This is a genomic window from Microbulbifer variabilis (genome assembly GCF_020524905.1).
Lineage (GTDB): Bacteria > Pseudomonadota > Gammaproteobacteria > Pseudomonadales > Cellvibrionaceae > Microbulbifer > Microbulbifer variabilis_A.
On record NZ_JAIVKI010000014.1, the window covers coordinates 1 to 16,378 of the forward strand.

At 53.9% G+C, this 16,378-nt stretch carries 14 protein-coding genes and 4 tRNA genes; 3 read left to right on the top strand and 15 right to left on the bottom strand.

Annotation, left to right across the window (positions count from 1 at the left end):
* From LC073_RS15025 to tnpA, 4 genes are all read right to left on the bottom strand, one after another.
* Positions 1-982: hypothetical protein (locus LC073_RS15025; RefSeq protein WP_226648090.1), on the bottom strand; the 982-nt coding region annotated here is incomplete at its 3' end.
* Between the two features lie 143 nt (positions 983-1,125).
* Positions 1,126-1,596, bottom strand: a complete 471-nt coding sequence (locus tag LC073_RS15030) for a hypothetical protein (protein ID WP_226648091.1) — start codon at positions 1,594-1,596, stop codon at positions 1,126-1,128.
* 2 nt (positions 1,597-1,598) lie between these two features.
* Positions 1,599-4,208 carry a tape measure protein gene (locus LC073_RS15035; protein WP_226648092.1) on the bottom strand — a complete coding sequence of 870 codons (2,610 nt, stop codon included), beginning with the start codon at positions 4,206-4,208 and terminating at the stop codon, positions 1,599-1,601.
* Between the two features lie 71 nt (positions 4,209-4,279).
* A complete protein-coding gene (tnpA, locus tag LC073_RS15040; RefSeq protein ID WP_226648093.1) occupies positions 4,280-4,714 on the bottom strand; it encodes an IS200/IS605 family transposase in 435 nt (144 codons plus the stop codon).
* A gap of 188 nt (positions 4,715-4,902) precedes the next feature.
* Between tnpA and LC073_RS15045 the strand changes: the two genes are divergently transcribed.
* Positions 4,903-5,508 (top strand): tyrosine-type recombinase/integrase, encoded by a 606-nt coding sequence (locus tag LC073_RS15045; RefSeq protein ID WP_226648094.1) that lies wholly within the window; start codon positions 4,903-4,905, stop codon positions 5,506-5,508.
* A gap of 99 nt (positions 5,509-5,607) precedes the next feature.
* Here LC073_RS15045 and LC073_RS15050 read toward each other — a convergent pair.
* From LC073_RS15050 to uvrB, 11 genes are all read right to left on the bottom strand, one after another.
* Positions 5,608-5,684 (bottom strand) — tRNA-Pro (locus LC073_RS15050).
* A 114-nt stretch (positions 5,685-5,798) separates the two neighbouring features.
* Positions 5,799-6,167, bottom strand: coding sequence for a MerR family transcriptional regulator (locus LC073_RS15055; RefSeq protein WP_152452791.1), 369 nt, complete (start codon positions 6,165-6,167; stop codon positions 5,799-5,801).
* A complete protein-coding gene (ihfA, locus tag LC073_RS15060; RefSeq protein WP_226648095.1) occupies positions 6,148-6,453 on the bottom strand; it encodes an integration host factor subunit alpha in 306 nt (101 codons plus the stop codon). Before ihfA ends, LC073_RS15055 begins: the two co-directional genes overlap by 20 nt.
* A gap of 130 nt (positions 6,454-6,583) precedes the next feature.
* Positions 6,584-8,959: a phenylalanine--tRNA ligase subunit beta gene (pheT, locus tag LC073_RS15065; protein WP_226648096.1), complete on the bottom strand. Its 2,376-nt coding sequence runs from the start codon at positions 8,957-8,959 to the stop codon at positions 6,584-6,586.
* Between the two features lie 131 nt (positions 8,960-9,090).
* Positions 9,091-10,104 carry a phenylalanine--tRNA ligase subunit alpha gene (gene pheS / locus LC073_RS15070; RefSeq protein WP_226648097.1) on the bottom strand — a complete coding sequence of 338 codons (1,014 nt, stop codon included), beginning with the start codon at positions 10,102-10,104 and terminating at the stop codon, positions 9,091-9,093.
* Between the two features lie 204 nt (positions 10,105-10,308).
* Positions 10,309-10,668 carry a 50S ribosomal protein L20 gene (gene rplT, locus LC073_RS15075; RefSeq protein ID WP_020413350.1) on the bottom strand — a complete coding sequence of 120 codons (360 nt, stop codon included), beginning with the start codon at positions 10,666-10,668 and terminating at the stop codon, positions 10,309-10,311.
* Positions 10,669-10,703: 35 nt separating this feature from the next.
* Entirely contained in the window at positions 10,704-10,898 is a 195-nt protein-coding gene (rpmI, locus tag LC073_RS15080) for a 50S ribosomal protein L35 (protein WP_020413351.1), read from the bottom strand.
* 146 nt (positions 10,899-11,044) lie between these two features.
* Positions 11,045-11,584 carry a translation initiation factor IF-3 gene (gene infC / locus LC073_RS15085; RefSeq protein ID WP_226648255.1) on the bottom strand — a complete coding sequence of 180 codons (540 nt, stop codon included), beginning with the start codon at positions 11,582-11,584 and terminating at the stop codon, positions 11,045-11,047.
* Between the two features lie 27 nt (positions 11,585-11,611).
* Positions 11,612-13,540: a threonine--tRNA ligase gene (gene thrS / locus LC073_RS15090; protein ID WP_226648098.1), complete on the bottom strand. Its 1,929-nt coding sequence runs from the start codon at positions 13,538-13,540 to the stop codon at positions 11,612-11,614.
* 106 nt (positions 13,541-13,646) lie between these two features.
* Positions 13,647-13,723, bottom strand: a tRNA-Val gene (locus LC073_RS15095).
* 149 nt (positions 13,724-13,872) lie between these two features.
* On the bottom strand, positions 13,873-15,879 hold the full coding sequence (gene uvrB, locus LC073_RS15100) for an excinuclease ABC subunit UvrB (protein ID WP_226648256.1): 2,007 nt from the start codon (positions 15,877-15,879) through the stop codon (positions 13,873-13,875).
* A 241-nt stretch (positions 15,880-16,120) separates the two neighbouring features.
* Here uvrB and LC073_RS15105 point away from each other — a divergent pair.
* Positions 16,121-16,196 (top strand) — tRNA-Asn (locus tag LC073_RS15105).
* Positions 16,197-16,242: 46 nt separating this feature from the next.
* Positions 16,243-16,318 (top strand) — tRNA-Asn (locus tag LC073_RS15110).
* Positions 16,319-16,378: the final 60 nt, after the last annotated feature.

The window sequence follows — 16,378 nt, forward strand, 5'->3', positions numbered from 1 at the left end:
GCGCCGCGAGATAGTCCGCCTGTGAAGTGCCCGCCGCGATGTCGGCCTCCCCCTGCGTCCAGGTCACGGCCTGGAAACTGGCCGAGGCCAATGCCTGTTTGGCGATACCTTGGGCGGCGACAGCCTGCGAGATCGCCGCCTCATACATGCCCGTCGTTCCGCCCTTGCTCAGCGCAGCGATAGTTTCGCCACTGTCACCATTGTTACAACCGAGCAACCGGTAGCTGAGGTCTTCATAACCCAGTCCATTCTCGCTATGGATCAATTCCTTGATAAAACCGCAGGTGCCGTAGATCGGCGACTCGCCCCGCGCAGACCACTGGGTGTTTGAAACGGTAAGCGGCACCGCCGCGCTCGGGCTGGATGCGTGCGCCGGAAAGCCCACACTATCGTATTCCTGCGTGAGTGTGATTTCTCCATCCGATCCCCCGGCCAGTGACTGGCCGGCATTGCAGATATAGTTGAGTGAATGACTGTAAGTGCCCGATAGACGCACGCTTTCCGTATCGAAGCTCTGCAGCGCCGGTATTTCGACCGTGCCATCATCCCTGACACCCAGCGCAATCTGGCCGCCCGCATCGGTCAGCACGAACGCATAGCCGGGATAACCCGAGACCTCTACGATTTCGTTACCGGCATTATCTGTAATCTCCAACACCGGTATGACGACCGTGCCATCGTCCTTAATGCCCAGTGCAATCCTGCCGTTCGCATCGGTCAGCACGAAGGTATAACCGGGATAGCCCGAAGCCCCTACGAATTCACCGCCGGCTATTTCGGTATCCGCCAGCGCGGGTATTTCGACCGTGCCATCCTCGCGGATACCCAACGCAATCTTGCCCGCTTCATCCGTAATAATGTACTCATATCCCGGCGCTGAGCCGGCAGTGGCGAGCGGCGTTAGCGCCTTGCGGTTTGCAATAATCGAGGCGGTGGGGTCATAGGGCGATTTCACCCAGGCCGTCTCATTCCAGCCGTACAACCCATTATTTTCCTCGGAGGCATCATTCCAAACTAATGCCCTCCACCTCCACCGTGCTGAACTCATCACCAGCTAAAATTTCATTCAGGACATCAACGCTATTTTGCAGCTCCGCCACCGAACCAAAAAAAGTGCTCATAAAGTTATTCCTGATAACTATCCACAGCGTGGGCCACGCCCCGGCTAAATTGTTGAAAGGTGTTCGGGTCCAGCAGGCCCGCGACGGTCTGCTCTTCGGTGAGCACAATCCGGTCTTCTATTTCCATGCGCGCGTTGTATTCCCAGATATGCGGGGCCAGTGGCCTGCAGTCGCTGAGGGGATGGGTAATAAAGCGCATCTTGTGAGGGACTAATCCCTGGGGCGTGAGTACCTCGGCGCTAAACCAGGCAATCGCATCGGACAGTGCGTGGGTGACAAAGCCCTCGAAAATAGCGGCCTCATTCGCTAACAATTTCCACTTAACGGGGAGCTCTGTGGGAACCCTGGCAAATCGGCGCCGCTGCCGGGCGCGACCGCTGGCCATTTCGGTGCGGATGCGGTTATCTAGTTTTTTTTGGGCATAGCCATCCTGTACCGGAGGGGGCAATTCCCCCGGGTATTTGATTAAGGCCATGGTTAAAATCCAGTACGGGATACGTTGTAAGTAGATTCGATAGCGGCAGCCGCGTCGCCGCCCTCGCGGATATTGGCAACGAAGATATTAATTACATCGGACTCACCAACCCCTTGTGAGCGCTCGACCTGCCCCGCCCGGCTGGCATCCTCAATCAAGTTCACAATGATGCTGCTTTGTTGATTGAGCATTTTGGCCGTTTCCCGGCGGCTGGTAACCTGAGCCGGGCCATTGACTATTTCCGGACCATATTCGCCAACAATCCCCCATTGACCTGCAGGAATATTTCCCCCGTTATCAAATGCCCCTGCGTAACTCGGCTCTTTGATGCTGTTAAGCTGGCTAGCGATCTGTAGCCCCTGAGTGGTGGCACCAATGATTAGGGGAATGTTTTGAGGGAATCCGGCCTTTGAAGCCTGAGCAATATTTTGGCTCATTGCCACGGCTGCTTCGGCTATGGCGTAGGCTTTGGATATACCGAATAGTGTTTTGTAAATGCCGCTCTGCTCACCGGCAAATTGAGCAGTTAAATCAGCCAGGGCGCTAAAGGTTTGTGCACCCGCTCTCAAGCGGTTTTTACTGTGCTGCTTCTCCAGCTCATCAATCATTTTGATGCGGCGCTGCTCTAGCTCCCACTCCAGCGCATAGCGTTCATTGGCCGTGAGTTCAGTATTCTCAAGAAGCGCATTCCTGCGGCGCTCGTGCTCCTGATTTATCAGCTCAATCTGGTCGTCGATGGAGAGCTGTTCATGGTTATCACCGAAACCAGACAGTACCCGCTGAGATACTTCCTCGCTGTACTGGTCCTTATTACGCTGCAGGAGGTCTTCGCGTTTCTCGGGATCGTGCACATTCTCTTCAATAATGCGCTGTCGGCGACGATAGCTCTCAGCTAAAGCCTCTTCCTCTGTCAGCAGGCTCTGGCGTAGGTTCTCGACCATATCCAGACGCTTCTGTACGGTACGGTCAAATTGTTCTTGTAGTGCGCGCTCAAGGGCTGGGAGATCATCTCTCACGCTAGAAGAGTTAGTACCAAGCTCACGACCAACTGGAGCGAGAGGCAAGGGCTCGCCATCTTCGGTCTTCGCTTTAGGCTTGCCCAGGTTGGCTAATCGCTCCTCTGCCTCTTGTAGAGACTGATTAAGCGTATCAATCTGGCTATTAATTTTTATAATCTGACTGGAGTTATCAACGCGGCGTATACCGTCATTAGTATTTGTGGCTCCATACTGAAGGTTGGTTCGCCTCTCCACCAAGGACGCAATTTTTTTGTTGATAGAACGCTTTTCTTCAGCAATCTCCAGTTTGATCGCTTCTCGCTGCGCCGCGGTGAGGTCTTTATATTTACGCTCCAACTGAGAAATCTTTCCAGAAAGAGACTCTGCCCGTTTTTCCGCTGCCTCAGCTCCGCTACTCCAGGTAGCTAATGACAATGCTGCAACTGTTATCACACCGACAGGGCCGCCCATGAATGCAAATGCGGATTTCAATCCCGTAGCGGCAACGGTCGCCGCACGAGTTGCAATCGTAGTGCGGCCTACAGCCTGGCCCAGCGCATTGGTTTGAATCGTGGTTTTGTAGGTCGCGGCATTGAGCAGACCCATCTGAACAATTTGCTTACTGATAGCGCCTGCAAATTTTCCGGCAAGAATTGCAGCGACTGCGGTAAGCACAAACTCCATACCACCGGCAACATCGCGCACTGCCTCAGCATCATTGCCAAAACTCGTGAGTTTCTTGGCGAGGGCCTCAATAGCTCCTGCAACAGACTTGGACGCCCCAGTAACGCTGTCCAATTGCCCAATCGTCGCAGTGATTCCTGTATTCAGATTTGTTAGGCTCTGGCCGATGGCGGTGTTCATCAAAGAGGCTTCTTTATCGATATCTTTAGCGGCCGCCTGGAATGCCTTCACCAAAGTTTCTGCACTCAGCTCGCCATCCCCAGCCATTTGCCTGAGCTTGCCATTGGCTGCCCCTGCGGCGTCGCTGGTCAGGTCAAGATAATCAACCAACGCCTTTTGCAGGCGTGGAGCATTCTCCATCACAGAATTAAATTCATCCCCGCGAAGAACCCCGGAGGCGAGACCCTGGGCCAACTGACGCAAGGCTCCGGCACTTTCCTGAGCAGAGGCGCCAGATACCAACATGGCTTGATTAATCGTCTTGGTGACCGCCAGAATATCTTCCTGACTTTCGAATAGATGTTCACCGGATTGCGCCAAGCGTTGATACAAAACAGCCGTAGAATCCAGGGAACCCCGCGTATCGAATGCGATTTCAACCAGACTCTGTTGAACATCTACCAACTCCTGAGTGCCATCGGTCACCAGCCGCAAGCGATTAGTCAGATTGGTCCAAGTATCGGTGTAACGCACTATCTCCCGAATAGACAGAGCAGCACCGACAGAGGCCAGCGCTCCCGCAAGCAGGTTGCTGCTTGTAGCCATCGTTTGAATACGGCCACTAGCTTGACTGCTACTGCGACCCAGGCTTTCCACCGTCCTCTCAGCCTTAACGCCAGAGCGCTCCATAGCATCCAGTTTCCGTCGGGCAGCATCAGGCCCCACGGCTTCGACATGAATGCCCAGGTGAGCGATCTGACTAATCAGCATTTTGTAGAGTCCAGTAATCAGCAACCACCCGCATAGCGGGTGGTATGGTGAAAGCCCCCAGAGGGGGCTATTTACAGCCCCGCCAGTTGCATCTGCTCTTGCCGGCGTTCTTCAACCTCTTGATTCTTGATGTACTCTCGTATCATCTGCTCATCAAGACCTACTGTACTCACGCAGTAGCCCCGAGCCCAAAAATGTCTTCCTGTGAAATTTCTCTGCACATGCTTATACTTCCGAAATATCTGGATCGCAGATTTCCCTTTCAGAAACCCAACCGTATTGGAAACACTTAACCTTGGAGGAATCATTAACAACATATGAATGTGATCCCTCATTGCGTATCCCTCGACCAACTCAATGCCTTTTTGACGACATAAGTCTCGGAATATTGCTCCAATCTCACGTCTCAATGCCCCAAATAACGCTTTCTTTCGATACTTGGGCACAAATACCACATGGTACCTGCAATAATGTTTCACGTGAGCTTGGCACTGCCAATCTCGCATATGGCCTCCTTAAAGAACTTGCCGGTTCATGGAGGCCATATTTTCACTCTGCACGCCGGAACGGCAGAGCCTTGTCAAGTCCCACCGCCTGAGGCGGTGGTTTACCTATTTGTTAATTAATACCGCGGCAGCGCCCCGCGAAAGTAAGACAGAGGCTGACCCTCCAAGATTTCTGGCGAATACACGATATGGCCGGCGAGCTGGGTTATATCGGGCTGCAAATCGCTATGGACCTCTCGCTGCTGACAACTATGCGTCGCGGTGACGTGTGCAGCTTACGGCTAGACGAGCACGTCACCGAGTCCGGCATTGATAAGGGGGTAGATAAATCAATCAACCAGAGAGGCGAAGAAAGGGCCACATATTTGCGCTGGTCTTACAATCAGCATCCCGGGTTGCGCCAAGTAATCAACCGGGCCCGGCAACTATCCCTGCAAAACTACCGCTGCCCGTTTGCAGTTTCGTATCAACCGAAAAAGAGACAGCCCAGAGCGAAACAGGATGAGCACTGGTGCCGACTAATGCCTGCAAGGCTATCAAATCAGTTTAAGGAAGTACGTGATGCCGCAGGAGTTCGCCAGGACTTGCCCAGTAGTGCCAGGCCAACCTTTCACGAAGTCCGCGCCCTAGCCTCTCACCTACTCAAAAAGTCCGGCCATAGCTCAGAGGAAATTGCAGAAATATGCGCCCACACAGACGCGGAGATTACTGAGAAGTTTTATCTCGGGGGACATGAGCGGGAATACAAAGAAGTGGGTATCAGCATCGACCCGAAATTGCTAATGCGGAAGTGATTGAGAGTTTTTGTACGGGGTTTTTGTACGCTTGGGAATTGGTTTTTGTACGCTCAATCTCAAAAACTGGCTGAAAGCCGCATGAGATATAGAGAAAAATGGTCGGAGTGGCCGGATTTGAACCGACGACCACCACACCCCCAGTGTGGTGCGCTACCAGGCTGCGCTACACTCCGATTTTTGAAAATCGCTCACTTCGCTAAGTGATTGATTTTTAAAGACATCGTATCTCGATGAGGCGTGAATCATACCGGACTAGGGCAGGATTGCAAGCCCGTATCGGTACTTTTTTAGAAATTCTTTCTCCCGTCCAGCAGGGCTACCACATCTTTGAGTTCCGCAATCACTTCCGGCAGTACCTGCTGTAGCTGCACCACTTCTGCCCTTTCGCTGCCGGTCTCTATCTGCTGGCGGGCTCCTCCAATGGTATAGCCCTCTTCATAGAGTAGCGCACGAATCTGGCGCACCATAATAACGTCCTGGTGCTGGTAGTAGCGGCGGTTACCGCGGCGTTTAACGGGCTTCAGCTGTGGGAATTCCTGCTCCCAGTAACGCAATACATGGGGCTTCACGGCACACAGTTCGCTCACCTCACCAATGGTGAAATAGCGCTTACCGGGGATTGCAGGTAGCTGAGCATTATTGCTCGGTTCCAGCATGTTCCTCTACTCGTGTCTTGAGTTTTTGCCCTGGTTTGAAGGTGACTACCCTGCGGGCTGAGATGGGGATTTCCTCGCCGGTCTTGGGGTTGCGACCGGGACGCTGGCTTTTATCGCGCAAGTCGAAATTGCCAAAGCCCGAGAGCTTGACCTGCTCGTTGGTCTCCAGCGCATTGCGGATTTCCTCGAAGAAATACTCGACGATCTCTTTCGCTTCGCGCTTATTAAAGCCCAGCTCCTCGTACAACTTTTCGGCGAGCCCGGCCTTGGTCAGTGCCTCTGTCATTGGATCCTACCAATTGATTCAGAGGCGTCGACTCCAGATCGGAAGCGGCCCAAACCGCGGCGGCTTTCAACCCGGAAGCAGACGCTCTCGGGGTGCAATGCAGTCTGCACACCGAGAGCATCATGCTCTGTTAGCGCAGACTAGCGTTATATTTTTGTTCTAATTTACCGACCACCGCATCCAAGGCGGCATTGATTTCTTCGTCATTAAGGGTGCGCGACGAATGCTGAAACGTCAAGCCCAAAGCGACACTTTTTCTATTTAAATCAATACCTTTGCCCTGGTAGACGTCAAATATCTTGAGGTCAGTCAAGGTTTCACCGGCAGCTTCGGTGGCGGCCTCCACCAGGCTGGCGGCGGGAACGTCCGCATCGATCAACAGGGCCAGGTCGCGGCGCACTTCCGGGAACTTGGACAGAGGGCGGAATGCCGGGGCTTTACCATCTCCGATTGCTTCCAGGCTGAGCTCGAATACGAAGGCCGGCTTGGCCAAATCCAGCTTCTTCTGCAGCTGCGGGTGCAGGGCACCGATAACCCCTACTTCGCGGTCGCCACGCAGTATTTTGGCGGTTTGGCCGGGGTGCAACGCTGGGTGTTGGCCGGCAACAAAGCGGAATTCATCGGCAACGCCGGTGCGGGCCAGCAGGGCTTCCACGTCGGCTTTCACATCGAAGAAATCCACGCTGTCTTTGCTACCAGTCCAGTTTTCCGCAAAACGGTTACCGTAGGCGAGACCGGCGATCATCTGTTCCTGGTGCAGCTCCGCGCCAGGTACGAAGCGCAGGCCGGTTTCGAACAGGCGCACGCGGTTTTGCTGGCGATTGAGGTTGTACTGCAAGGCCTTGCACAGTCCGGGCAATAAAGTGGTGCGCATCACGGCCAGCTCGGCGCTGATCGGGTTCTGCAGGGCCACCGGATCCGCTTCCGGGTCAAACAGGGCAGCGCTGTCACTATCGATAAAGCTGAAAGTGATCGCTTCGTAGTAACCGCGACTCAGCAGGGTCTGCTCCAGGCTGTCCTGGGCAATGGTGCTCTCCGGGCGCGGGTCAATTTCCAGTTCGGCGGTAAAGCTCTCGCTGGGAATGCGGTTGTAGCCGTAAATACGGGCCAGCTCTTCCAGCAGGTCGGCTTCGATGGCGATATCGAAACGGAAACTGGGGGCGAGGAAAGTCCAGCCTTCGGCATTTTGATCAATCTTTTCCAGGCCCAGACGGGTGAGGATATCAATGATCTCGTCATCGGCCAGCTGAATACCCAAGCCCTGCTCTACCCGTGCACGGCGCAGAGTGATATGGCGCTCAGCGGGCATGGTTTCGATCAGTTCACGCAGATGTACCGGGCCGGGCTCGCCGCCGACAATATCCAGCAACAGCTGAGTAGCGCGCTCTACGGCTTTCTCCTGCAGGCGGTAGTCTACGCCACGCTCAAAACGGTGGGAGGAGTCGGTGTGCAAACCATAGGAACGGGCCTTACCGGCAATCGCCAGCGGGCTGAAAAAGGCACTCTCCAAGAAGATATGCTGGGTACCTTCGGTAACGGAGGAATCCAGGCCGCCCATAATACCGGCCATCGCCAGGGGTTTCTCTTCGTCGGCAATGACCAGGGTACCTTCCTGCAGCTTCACTTCCTGGCCATCCAGTAAAGTCAGCTCTTCACCGTGCTCGGCCATACGCACTTTGATACCGCCGGAGAGCTTCTCCAGGTCGAAAGCGTGCATGGGCTGGCCGAGTTCCAGCAATACGTAGTTGGTAACGTCTACGACCGGATCGATACTGCGCAGGCCGCTACGGCGCAGGCGCTCCTTCATCCACAGGGGCGTTTGGGCTTTGATATCGATATTGCGGATAATCCGGCCTACATAACGAGGGCAGGCGGCTTCGGCCAGTAGCGTTACCGGCAGGCTTTCGTCGATCTGCTGGGGTACCGGGGCAATTTCCGGGCCCTGAACGCTACAACGGTTCAGTACACCTACTTCGCGGGCAATACCGGCAACACCAAGGCAGTCGGAGCGGTTTGGGGTCAGATCCACTTCGATGGTCTCGTCGTCCAATTGCAGGTATTCGCGCAGATCGGCACCGGTGGGTGCGTCTTCCGGCAGCTCCCAAATACCGTCATTATCTTCGCCCAGCTCCAGTTCAGTCTGTGCGCAGAGCATGCCGAAGCTCTCGACACCGCGCAGCTTGGCTTTCTTGATTTTAAAATCGCCCGGCAGCTTGGCGCCTACCAGGGCAAAAGGAATTTTGATTCCAACACGCGCGTTGGGAGCGCCGCACACCACTTGCATTTCACCGTCGGGGTGACCGGCCACTTTACAGACACGCAGCTTGTCGGCATCCGGGTGCTGTTCACAGGCGATAATCTCACCGACAACCACTCCGGAAAAATCACCCGCTACTTTCTCTATGCCATCCACTTCCAGGCCGGCCATGGTGATTTGATCGGCCAGTTCCTGTGTGGTGAGTCCCGGGATTACCCATTCCCGCAACCAGGAGTTGCTGATTTTCATAGTTGATCTCTTTCTGTATTCCGTCAGCGCAGCTCTGTGCGCATTTCGCCCGGGGTATTTATTTCGCCGCCCGGGCCTTCACAATTCGATTGCTACTGCGAACAGCCGCGGCTATTCGTGCTTTCTCTTGGCTAGAACTGTTTCAAGAAGCGCAGATCGTTATCGAAGAACAAGCGCAGGTCATTAACGCCATAGCGCAGCATAGCGAGGCGCTCGATACCAATACCGAAGGCAAAGCCGGAGTATTTTTCACTGTCGATATCGCAGGCAGCGAAGACATTCGGGTGCACCATGCCGCAGCCGAGAATTTCCAGCCAGCCGGTGCCGGAACATACGCGGCAACCTTCACCACCACAGGCAGTGCACTGGATATCGGCTTCTGCAGAAGGCTCGGTGAACGGGAAATAAGACGGACGGAAACGCACCGGCACTTCCGCTTCGAAGAAGGCACGCAGGAATTGGTCGATGGTGCCTTTCAGGTGCGCAAAGCTGATGTTCTCGCCGATTACCAGGCCTTCTACCTGGTGAAACATGGGCGAGTGAGTCACATCGGAGTCACAGCGGTATACACGGCCCGGGCAGATAATACGCAGCGGCGGAGACTTTTTCTCCATGGTGCGAATCTGCACGGAAGAGGTATGGGTTCTCAGCACCGTGGTGGGGTCCACGTAGAAAGTGTCGTGCATCGCGCGCGCTGGGTGATGCGCAGGAATATTCAGGGCTTCGAAGTTGTAGTAGTCCTGCTCGACTTCCGGGCCGTTCTCAACAGTAAATCCGATGCCGGTAAAGAATTCTTCTACGCGCTTTAAGGTACGGGTGATGGGGTGGGCGTTGCCCTGCTCTTCACCGCGCCCCGGCAGGGTGACATCAACGGTCTCTTCAGCCAGCTTGGCATTGATGGCCGCTTGCTCCAGCATAGTGCGGCGCGCGTTAATTTTTTCCTGCACCTGCTGCTTGGCTTCGTTGATCTTGGCACCCGCAGCCGGGCGCTCCTCAGCAGACAGCTTGCCCAGGCTTTTCAGCAGTGCCGTCAGCTGGCCCTTTTTGCCCAGGTAATCAACACGCACCTGATCCAGTGCGGCGAGGCCGTCGGCCTTCTCCACCAGCTCCATTGCCTGCTCGGTGAGGGACTGCAAATCTTGCATCGAACTGTTCCCGTTTGAATCCAACTTCGATTGGGGCCGATTGACCCTAGTTTTTGTGCTTGTTTCAGCTGGTGCACTTGCACCGCGGGGGCTCCCCTGGCACCGCCACCGGTAAAAATAGCGGAAACCCCATAAAAAAATAGGGAAGGGCCGCTACAGCCCTTCCCTATTTAAAGTATTCAGTTTTACAACTGAAGTGACAGCTTACGCTGCCAGGGCTGCCTTAGCTTTTTCAACTACGGCAGCAAAAGCGGCTTTATCGTAAACAGCCAGATCAGCCAGTACACGGCGATCCAGTGCGATATCCGCTTTCTTCAGACCTGCGATCAGGCGGCTGTAGCTCAGGCCTTCTGCACGAGACTGGGCGTTAATACGGGTAATCCACAGAGCGCGGAAGTTACGCTTCTTAACGCGACGGTCACGGTATGCGTACTGACCAGCTTTAATTACTGCCTGCTTGGCAACACGGAATACGCGAGAACGCGCACCATAGTAACCTTTAGCCTGCTTCAGAATCTTCTTGTGACGACGACGCGCCTCTACACCACGTTTTACACGGGCCATAACTTATCCTCTTAAACCTTTGCGATTTGGGCCAATTACTTGGCGCGCAGCATACGATCGACCAGACCGGCATCAGACTTGTTCATAGTCTGGGTGCCACGCAGCTGACGCTTACGCTTGGTGGTCATCTTGGTGAGGATGTGGCTCTTGTTAGCGTGCTTGTGCTTGTAGCCCGCAGCCGTCTTCTTGAAGCGCTTGGCAGCGCCACTATGAGTCTTTGCTTTCGGCATTTTGTACTCCAAAGTGAATATTCGCCTGTAAAACAGGCACCTTTAGTAATTACCGACAACCGGGGTTATCGGCACTGTGAGAGTGAGGAGGCAGCCGTCGCCCAATCACTTCTCAAAGGAGATCCCGGGAATCACTTCCCCAAACCTCACTTTTTCTTTTTGCTGGGAGCAAGAACCATCAGCATCTGGCGACCTTCCATTTTTGGTCTTTGCTCTACAATGGCCAGCTCTTCCAGGTCTTTTTCAATGCGCTGCATCATTTCCATGCCCAGCTCCTGGTGAGCCATTTCACGACCACGGAAGCGCAGGGATACTTTGGCTTTGTCACCCGCTTCAAGGAAGCGGATGAGGTTGCGCAGCTTGATCTGGTAGTCACCGATATCGGTGCCAGGGCGGAATTTCATTTCCTTGATCTGCTGCTGCTTCTGCTTCTTCTTGGCCGCATTCTTGGCTTTCTTGGCCTCGAATACGTGCTTGCCGTAGTCCATGATCTTACAGACTATCGGCGTGGAGTCCGAGGCAATTTCAACGAGATCCAAGCTGGCTTTCTGTGCAGCTTCCAGCGCTTCATCCAGGGAGACAATGCCTACCTGTTCGCCATCAGCGCCTATCAGGCGGATTTCTGATGCTTCAATCTGATCGTTTATGCGGGCCTTTTTGGACCGTCCCTTAGTGTCTCGTTTAATAGCTGTGGTCTCCCAGTTGCCAAGTTGTTATGCATTATCTTCGGACAAACGGCCGCGGCGACTGACGTCCTGCTGGAGAACCTCAAGGAAAGACTCATAGGTCATACTTCCCAGGTCCTCACCGCTGCGGGTGCGCACGGCAACCGTCTGGCTCTCTACTTCCTTATCGCCAATGACCAGCAGATAAGGGACACGCTGAAGTGTGTGCTCGCGGATTTTAAAGCCGATCTTCTCGTTTCTCAAGTCAGCACTGGCGCGGTATTCAAGGGCGCCGAGGCGAGCCTCAAGATCGCGACAATAATCCGCCTGACGATCGGTGATATTCATGATCGCCACCTGCTGTGGCGCCAGCCAGGTGGGGAACGCGCCTTCATAGTGCTCGATCAGAATTCCGATAAAGCGCTCGAAGGAACCCAGGGCTGCGCGGTGCAACATGACCGGGGACTGACGCGAGCCATCTTCGGCAACATATTGCGCATCCAGACGACCCGGCATAGAGAAATCCACCTGAATAGTACCGCACTGCCATACACGGCCAAGGCAGTCTTTCAGGGAAAATTCGATCTTGGGTCCGTAGAAGGCACCTTCACCAGGCAACTCTTCCCAGGGCAGGCCCGCGGCATCCAATGCATCCGCCAGAGCTTTTTCTGCCTTGTCCCAGCTTTCATCGGAACCTACACGCTTTTCCGGGCGAGTGGAGAGGCGGTAAATAACATCATTAAAGCCGAAGTCTTTGTACACGGAGTGCAACAGATCCATAAAGTCAGACACTTCCGACTGGATCTGGCCTTCGCTACAGAAAATATGCCCATCATCCTGCACAAAACCGCGTACGCGCATCAGACCGTGCAGGGAACCGGAGGGCTCGCTACGGTGGCAGGAACCAAACTCCGCCAGGCGCAGTGGCAGGTCTCGATAACTGCGCAAACCTTGATTAAATACCTGTACGTGACAGGGGCAGTTCATCGGCTTGATAGCAAACTGGCGCTCTTCACTGGTGAGCGTAAACATATCATCGGCAAATTTGTCCGCATGGCCGGACTTACGCCACAGACTGAAATCCACCAGCTGCGGGGTTTTGATTTCTTTGTAACCAAATTCACGCTGACGGCGACGCATGTACTGCTCGACAGTGCTGTAAATCGTCCAGCCGTTTGGATGCCAGAACACCATGCCTGGCGCCTCTTCCTGGATATGGAAGAGATCATATTTTTTGGCCAGTTTGCGGTGGTCGCGCTTCTCTGCTTCTTCGATACGATGCAGGTAAGCTTTTAATTCTTTCTTGTTGGCCCAGGCAGTGCCGTAAACGCGGGTCAACATCTCGTTATTGGAGTCTCCGCGCCAGTAGGCGCCGGCTACCTTGGTCAGTTTGAAAGCCTTCAAACTGCCGGTAGAGGGCACGTGAGGACCACGGCATAGATCTTCAAAATCGCCCTGGCGATACAAAGAAATATCTTCATCGCTGGGGATACTGTCGATAATCTCGGCCTTGTACTCTTCACCCATATCGCGGAAGTATTGCACCGCCTCTTTACGGGGCATCAGTCGGCGGCTGACCGTAATATCTTCTTTGGCCAGCACTTCCATACGCTCTTCGATCTTTTCCAGGTCTTCCGGCGTAAATTGGCGCTCGTAGGCAAAATCGTAATAGAAGCCATCTTCGATAACCGGGCCAATAGTAACTTGGGCCGTCGGGTACAGCTGCTTAACCGCTTGCGCCAGCAAGTGTGCGGCGGAGTGACGAATGACTTCCAGACCTTCGGGCTGACGGTCGGTGATGATGGCCAGATTGGCATCTCGGTCGATGATATAGCTGGTATCAACCTCTTTGCCATCAACTACGCCAGCAAGTGCAGCCTTGGCCAAGCCGGGACCGATATCTGCGGCAACGTCATGCACGGAAACCGGAGCGGAAAATTCTCGACGAGAACCATCGGGGAGAGTAACAACGAGCATTGTTTGTCCTTTCTCTCAGTGGCGATCCCTACCAAAGACCGCATGAAACTATCCATGAAGTCATTCATGGAACTATTGATTCGGGAGGCGTAACCACCCTTAAAGATGGTAGACCCGAGCGGATTTGAACCGCTGACCTCTGCCATGTCAAGGCAGCGCTCTAACCAACTGAGCTACGGGTCTAAAACTCTGCAGCGGGGGAACCCAGTGCTGCGAAGAGCGCGAACTTTAGCACCACTTTTCAGTGTTTTCAACAACTTACTGAACTTTTGCAGGAATTTTTTTAAGCCATTGTGACTGCGGGGCGACCGATAAAGCCGCCCCCTGCTCGACTATTCCACTTCTTTCAGGCGGGCAATCTCATCACGCAACTTCGCTGCAGATTCAAATTCCAGATTTTTGGCGTGCTCATACATCTGATTTTCCAGCTCCGCAATTCGCGCCCAGCGCTGCTTGTCCGATAGTGGCTTGGCATCAACCTTATAGGCACCCTTCCCTTCGGCCACCTTGCGCTTACTTTTGGGTACACCCGGAGCCACAGCCCCCTCAAGAATATCAACAACGCTTTTGCGAATGCCTTTTGGCGTAATGCCATGTTCCTTGTTGAAGGCAAGCTGCTTCTCACGACGGCGCCGGGTTTCCTCAAGCGCACGCTCCATGGAGCCGGTTACTTTGTCCGCATACAAGATGGCTCGCCCCTCAAGGTTGCGCGCCGCACGACCAATTGTCTGAATCAGAGAACGATCAGAACGCAGGAAGCCTTCTTTGTCGGCATCGAAGATGGCCACCAGTGACACCTCCGGCATATCCAAACCCTCACGCAGCAAGTTAATACCGACTAGCACGTCAAACTCGCCGATGCGAAGATCCCGGATAATTTCTACCCGCTCAACAGTATCGATGTCGGAATGAAGGTAGCGCACCCGCACGCCATTCTCTGCCAGGTATTCAGTCAGGTCCTCTGCCATCCGCTTTGTCAGCACGGTAATCAGCACTCGCTGATCCGCTTCCACGCAGCGATGAATCTCAGAAAGCGCATCGTCTACCTGAGTCTGGGCCGGGCGTATTTCCACTTCCGGGTCAACAAGCCCTGTAGGCCGCACCACCTGCTCAACCACCTGCCCCGCGTGATCAGCTTCGTAGGGTCCCGGTGTCGCTGAAACAAATACCGTTTGCGGTGCCAGATGCTCCCACTCTTCAAACTTGAGCGGGCGGTTATCCAGAGCGGAAGGCAGACGGAAACCATACTCCACCAGGGTCTCTTTGCGCGAGCGATCCCCGCGGTACATCCCCCCAATTTGCGGCACGGTTACATGACTCTCATCGATAAACAGCAGCGCATCGTTCGGCAGGTAGTCAAACAGCGTGGGGGGCGGTTGACCTGCATCACGACCGGATAAGTAACGGGAATAATTCTCTACGCCATTGCAGTAGCCCAGCTCCTGCATCATCTCCAAATCATATCGAGTACGCTGATCCAGTCTTTGCGCCTCCAGCAACTTGTTATTACTTCGCAGCTGCTCCAGTCGCACCCGCAGCTCTTCTTTGATTTCGTCAATAGCGCTGACAATGGTCTCGCGTGGAGTTACGTAGTGACTCTTTGGAAAGATAGTGACCCGGGGAACCTTCTTAAGCTGCTCGCCAGTAAGGGGGTCGAACAAGGTGATCTCTTCAATTTCCTCATCAAAAAGAGATAGGCGCACTGCCTCCATATCGGAGTCAGCCGGATAGATATCGATAATATCGCCGCGCACACGATAGGTCGCACGACGGAAGTCGGCATCATTGCGCGTATATTGCAGCTCTGCCAGCCTGCGTAAAATTGTGCGCTGGTCCACCAGGTCGCCACGATCCAAGTGCAACACCATTTTTAGGTATTTATCGGGATCTCCCAGGCCATAAATAGCCGATACCGTCGCAACGACTACAACATCACGCCGCTCTATCAGTGCCTTTGTAGCAGATAGACGCATCTGTTCAATGTGCTCGTTTACCGATGCGTCTTTCTCAATAAAAGTATCTGAAGAGGGAACATATGCTTCAGGCTGATAGTAGTCGTAATAAGAAACGAAGTACTCGACGGCATTCTTTGGGAAAAATTCTTTGAACTCCCCATAGAGCTGAGCAGCCAACGTTTTGTTGTGCGCCATCACTATAGCCGGGCGCTGTAGGCGCTCGATAATGTTCGCCATAGTGAAGGTCTTACCCGAACCCGTAACTCCCAGCAGCGTTTGATGGCTCAAACCATCATTTATACCTTCGGATAATTTGTCGATCGCCAGCGGCTGATCCCCGGCCGGCTGATACTTAGATTCCACCTTAAAAGGCCGCGACTCCATACACTTCCCCCAACCAGTCAATCGTTCATGCAACACCGGATTGTAGGCTGTCGTCATACCACCCTCAAATACAGGAGAATAGCGTCCTACCTTATCCACATCAGGCCTGAGGCGTTTTGCTCGTAGGCCAAATAAATAATTTCCTGACAAATCAAATAGTTAAAGATCAAAAAAGGGGTTGACCTGGTCAGAAGTGCTCTATAATATACGCGCCATCTCAACGGCACAGCCGAAAAGATATTCCGCCTTAGCTCAGTTGGTAGAGCAAATGACTGTTAATCATTGGGTCGCTGGTTCGAGCCCAGCAGGCGGAGCCAAATTCAAAGGCGCAGAGTCGATAATTCTGCGCCTTTAAAACCAAATTCCGCCTTAGCTCAGTTGGTAGAGCAGTTGACTGTTAATCAACCTGTCGCTGGTTCGAGCCCAGCAGGCGGAGCCAAAAAAGCCTTGTAAATCAATGAATTACAAGGAGTCGCAAAGCGGCCACAAAGGGCGACAT

Excerpts from the sequence above, each read along its gene's own strand:
- LC073_RS15035 (WP_226648092.1), bottom strand. The coding sequence starts at position 4,208 with ATGCTGATTAGTCAGATCGCTCACCTGGGCATTCATGTCGAAGCCGTG.
- LC073_RS15030 (WP_226648091.1), bottom strand. The coding sequence starts at position 1,596 with ATGGCCTTAATCAAATACCCGGGGGAATTGCCCCCTCCGGTACAGGAT.
- tnpA (WP_226648093.1), bottom strand. The coding sequence starts at position 4,714 with ATGCGAGATTGGCAGTGCCAAGCTCACGTGAAACATTATTGCAGGTAC.
- rplT (WP_020413350.1), bottom strand. The coding sequence starts at position 10,668 with ATGGCCCGTGTAAAACGTGGTGTAGAGGCGCGTCGTCGTCACAAGAAG.
- uvrB (WP_226648256.1), bottom strand. The coding sequence starts at position 15,879 with ATGGAGTCGCGGCCTTTTAAGGTGGAATCTAAGTATCAGCCGGCCGGG.
- ihfA (WP_226648095.1), bottom strand. The coding sequence starts at position 6,453 with ATGACAGAGGCACTGACCAAGGCCGGGCTCGCCGAAAAGTTGTACGAG.
- LC073_RS15045 (WP_226648094.1), top strand. The coding sequence starts at position 4,903 with ATGGCCGGCGAGCTGGGTTATATCGGGCTGCAAATCGCTATGGACCTC.
- rpmI (WP_020413351.1), bottom strand. The coding sequence starts at position 10,898 with ATGCCGAAAGCAAAGACTCATAGTGGCGCTGCCAAGCGCTTCAAGAAG.
- pheS (WP_226648097.1), bottom strand. The coding sequence starts at position 10,104 with ATGCAAGATTTGCAGTCCCTCACCGAGCAGGCAATGGAGCTGGTGGAG.
- LC073_RS15055 (WP_152452791.1), bottom strand. The coding sequence starts at position 6,167 with ATGCTGGAACCGAGCAATAATGCTCAGCTACCTGCAATCCCCGGTAAG.
- thrS (WP_226648098.1), bottom strand. The coding sequence starts at position 13,540 with ATGCTCGTTGTTACTCTCCCCGATGGTTCTCGTCGAGAATTTTCCGCT.
- pheT (WP_226648096.1), bottom strand. The coding sequence starts at position 8,959 with ATGAAAATCAGCAACTCCTGGTTGCGGGAATGGGTAATCCCGGGACTC.